We start from the raw sequence: 3,639 nt of genomic DNA on the forward strand, positions 1-3,639 counted from the left end.
GTGCCGGATGCCGGTGACGAGGCGGGCGCCTGGCTCAGCGAATTCATCGGCAAACCCACGCGGCTGGTGCAAGTGCCGCTGTCCCGTGCGCGCACGACCGAGGCCGGCTACGGCAAGGATGATGACAAGGTCGCGTTTGCCGATGGCTTTCCGTTGCTGCTGATCGGCCAGGCGTCCCTGGATGACCTGTCCCAGCGTATCGGTCGGCCCATGGAGATGCTGCGTTTTCGCCCCAACCTGGTGATCGAGGGCAGCGAAGCCTTTGCCGAAGACGGCTGGAAGCGGATACGGATCGGTGATGTGGAGTTTCGCGTGGTCAAGTCCTGCTCACGCTGCATCCTCACCACCATCGACCCGGCGAGTGGCGAGCGCAGTGCCGACCGCGAACCGCTGGCCACGCTCAAGACCTACCGCGAGCAAGAGGGCGATGTGATGTTTGGGCAGAACCTGGTCAACGATGGGGTGGGCCGCCTGGAAGTCGGCATGCCGGTGACGATCCTGGAGTAAGCAGCCCTGAAATGAAAAATGCCCGTCTCTCGCGAGACGGGCATTTTTTTTGGCTATCGAACGTTTAGCCGCGGTATTCGCACAGGTAGGCGGTGTCGACCGCCACCTTCAGCTGGAACTTGCTGTTGGCTGGCACGTTGAACTGGCTGCCGGCGGCGAAGGTTTCCCAGTCGGTGCTGTCTGGCAGCTTGACGGTCAGTGCGCCCGATACCACGTGCATGATTTCACGCTGGGCAGTGCCGAACTCGTATTCACCCGGGGCCATGACGCCGATGGTCGCCGGACCTTCTGCAGTGCCGAAAGCGATCGACTTGACGGTGCCGTCGAAGTACTCGTTGACTTTAAACATGGGCGAATCCTCGGAAAAGGGTCAAGAAAGGTCGGCCAGTATGCCTTCTACACGGGCAAAATCAACGGCAGCAGCCGTGCGGTATTGCGTGCATCTTCCAGCGCCCGATGCTGTTGGCCGTGGAACTGCATGCCGGCCAGTTGCAGCGCGCCGTTGAGCCCCAGCGGCTTGTCCAGGCGCCGGGCCTTGGCGAAGCGTTGCTTGAGGTTCACGTGGGGTGTCTGGCCCAGCACGCTGCTCAAGCCATGGCGCTGCCACTCCAGTTCCAGTTGCTGGCGATCGTAGTCACCCCAGCTCGCCCAGCCTTCCAGGCGTGCCTGGTGCTGGCCAAGCCAGCGTTCGAACAGCGGCCACACCTCGATCAACGGCGCGGCAGCGTCGATATTCGCCTGGGTGATGTGGGTCAACTGGCGGCAGAACGGCGTCAGCAGCGGCCTGCGCAATGGCCGCACGAAACGCTGGAAATGGTCCAGTTCACGGCCCTGGCGGTTGACCAGGCTCACACCGATTTCGATGATTTCCATCTCGGTCACGGGCCAGCCGCCTTCATCCGTTGTGGCTTCAAGATCAATAATCAGCCAATGAGGCATCGCAGGTTCCCGTACTCTTCCCGTCCTGATGGGGATAGAGCGTAGCCAAGCCTGCTAGTTCCGCCCAGGGCTTACTCGATCTCCAGCAAAATCTGACGGTTCCTGACCTGATCGCCTGCAACCGCCTGGATTCGCTTGACCACGCCACTCATGCCGGCCTTGAGTGGGTGCTCCATTTTCATCGCTTCCAGCACCAGCAACAGCTGGCCCTTGCTGACCGAATCGCCTTCGCTGACCCGTACTTCGACAATTGCCCCATCCATCGGCGCCTTGACCGTGCCGTTGCCGGCCTCGGCCTGGCGGGTGGCGACGGTTTGGGTTCGATCATTGATGCACACGCCGGGCAACCAGAGCCGGGTGCCTTGCAGGTGGTAGGCAATGCGACGGCGAATGCCGTTGAGAACGGCGGTGGCCCAGCGTCCGTCGGTGGAGAGGTCGCGTATTTCGATGGCGTGCAGATCAATCTCGACTTGCAGGCAATTGTCCGCCAGTACACTGAGGCTGATGGTCCGGGGCTCGTCGTGTTCGGCCAATTGCCAGGTCCAGGGTACGCTGGCGTTGTTGCGCCAGCCGGATAATGGCTGGGTGTGAGCGCTGGCGCTGTGTTGGTAAAACAGCGCGGCGGCCAGGGCCAGCTCTTCGTTGGTCGCGTGGGGACGCGGGATGTCGCTGAAGTGTTCGGCAATAAAGCCGGTGCTGAAATCGCCGGCGATGAAGTGTGGATGCTTGAGCAGGCTGGCCAGCAGGCGCTGGTTGGTGGGCACGCCGAGCAGCACGCAGTCTTCCACGGCCCTGACCAGCTTGCGCCGGGCCTCTTCGCGGGTGGCGCCGTGGGCGATGATCTTGCCCAGCATCGAGTCGTAGAACGGGGTGATGCGCTGGCCTTCCAGCACGCCATGATCGATGCGCACACCTGGCGCCGGGTCCCAGCGCAGTACGTCGCCGGTTTGCGGGAGGAAGCCCTGGGCCGGGTCTTCGGCGTACAGGCGCACTTCCATGGCGTGACCGGTGAGGGTCACTTGTTCCTGACTCAGGGGCAAAGGTTGGCCGGCGGCGATGTGCAGTTGCCAGGCGACGAGGTCGAGGCCGGTGATCAGTTCGGTGACCGGGTGTTCGACCTGCAGGCGGGTGTTCATTTCCAGGAAGTAGAAATTGCCGTCGCGGTCGAGCAGGAACTCCACCGTGCCGGCGCCGACGTAATTGACGGCGCGCGCGGCCTTGAGGGCGGCTTCGCCCATGGCTTGGCGCAGCTTGAGGGTCATGACGGGGCAGGGGGCTTCTTCGATGACTTTTTGATGGCGGCGCTGGACCGAGCAGTCGCGTTCGCCGAGGTAGATCAGGTTGCCGTGGGTGTCGCCGAACAGTTGGATTTCGACGTGGCGGGGGGCGATCAGGGCTTGTTCGAGGATGAGTTCGGCGCTGCCGAAGGCGTTTTGTGCTTCGGAGCGGGCGGTGCGCAGGTGTTCCAGCAGGGTGTCGGGGTTGGGTACCAGGCGCATGCCGCGGCCGCCGCCGCCGGCGCTGGCCTTGATCATCAGTGGGTAGCCGATGTGGGTGGCTTGTTGTTGCAGGGTTGGGTCGTCCTGGTCGGGGCCTTGGTAGCCCTTGATGCAGGGGACGCCGGCGTTGAGCATGGCGATTTTTGAGAGGCGTTTGCTGCCCATCAGGTCGATGGCTTCGGGGCTGGGGCCGATGAAGGTGAGGCCGGCGTTTGCGCAGGCTCGGGCGAAGTCGGGGTTTTCGGAGAGGAAGCCGTAGCCGGGGTGGATGGCGTCGGCGCCGGTGCGGTGGGCTGCGTTGAGGATGGCTTCGATGTTCAGGTAGGACTGGGTGACGGGGGCGGGGCCGATGTTGATGGCTTCGTCGGCCATCTGGACGTGCAGGGCGTCGGTGTCGGCTTCGCTGTAGATTGCTACGGTGCGGTAGCCCAGGGATTGGGCGGTGCGCTGGATGCGGCAGGCGATTTCGCCACGGTTGGCTATGAGGATTTTGTTGAACATCGGCATGGTGGTGTCCCTTGGCTTGTCGGGTACATATCCGTTTCTTCGGTAACGGCTGCTTATGGTTCCGCTCTTACAGCGGGTCACTTTTGAAAAGCGCAAAAGTAACCAAAACGCTCTGCCCCGCCTGTCGGCACCTCGCTACGGCTCGGTGTTCCCTCACTCCGGCATTACTCCGCGGGCCGCCGCGACG

At 63.1% G+C, this 3,639-nt stretch carries 4 protein-coding genes; 1 reads left to right on the forward strand and 3 read right to left on the reverse strand.

Annotated features, from left to right (window positions below):
- The coding region (locus HX846_RS30825) for an MOSC domain-containing protein (RefSeq protein ID WP_178966842.1) at positions 1–507 on the forward strand (507 nt) is incomplete at its 5' end.
- 64 nt (positions 508–571) lie between these two features.
- Here HX846_RS30825 and HX846_RS30830 read toward each other — a convergent pair.
- The 3 genes from HX846_RS30830 to HX846_RS30840 all read right to left on the reverse strand — a co-directional run bounded on the left by HX846_RS30830 (position 572) and on the right by HX846_RS30840 (position 3,452).
- The gene (locus HX846_RS30830) at positions 572–856 is read right to left on the reverse strand and encodes a pyrimidine/purine nucleoside phosphorylase (RefSeq protein WP_003183665.1); all 285 of its coding nucleotides are present in this window, start codon (positions 854–856) and stop codon (positions 572–574) included.
- A gap of 47 nt (positions 857–903) precedes the next feature.
- Positions 904–1,446: an exonuclease domain-containing protein gene (locus tag HX846_RS30835; protein ID WP_003219774.1), complete on the reverse strand. Its 543-nt coding sequence runs from the start codon at positions 1,444–1,446 to the stop codon at positions 904–906.
- A gap of 71 nt (positions 1,447–1,517) precedes the next feature.
- Positions 1,518–3,452 carry an acetyl/propionyl/methylcrotonyl-CoA carboxylase subunit alpha gene (locus tag HX846_RS30840; RefSeq protein WP_178966843.1) on the reverse strand — a complete coding sequence of 645 codons (1,935 nt, stop codon included), beginning with the start codon at positions 3,450–3,452 and terminating at the stop codon, positions 1,518–1,520.
- Positions 3,453–3,639: the final 187 nt, after the last annotated feature.

The organism is Pseudomonas sp. K5002, from assembly GCF_013386655.1.
Taxonomy (GTDB): Bacteria; Pseudomonadota; Gammaproteobacteria; order Pseudomonadales; family Pseudomonadaceae; genus Aquipseudomonas.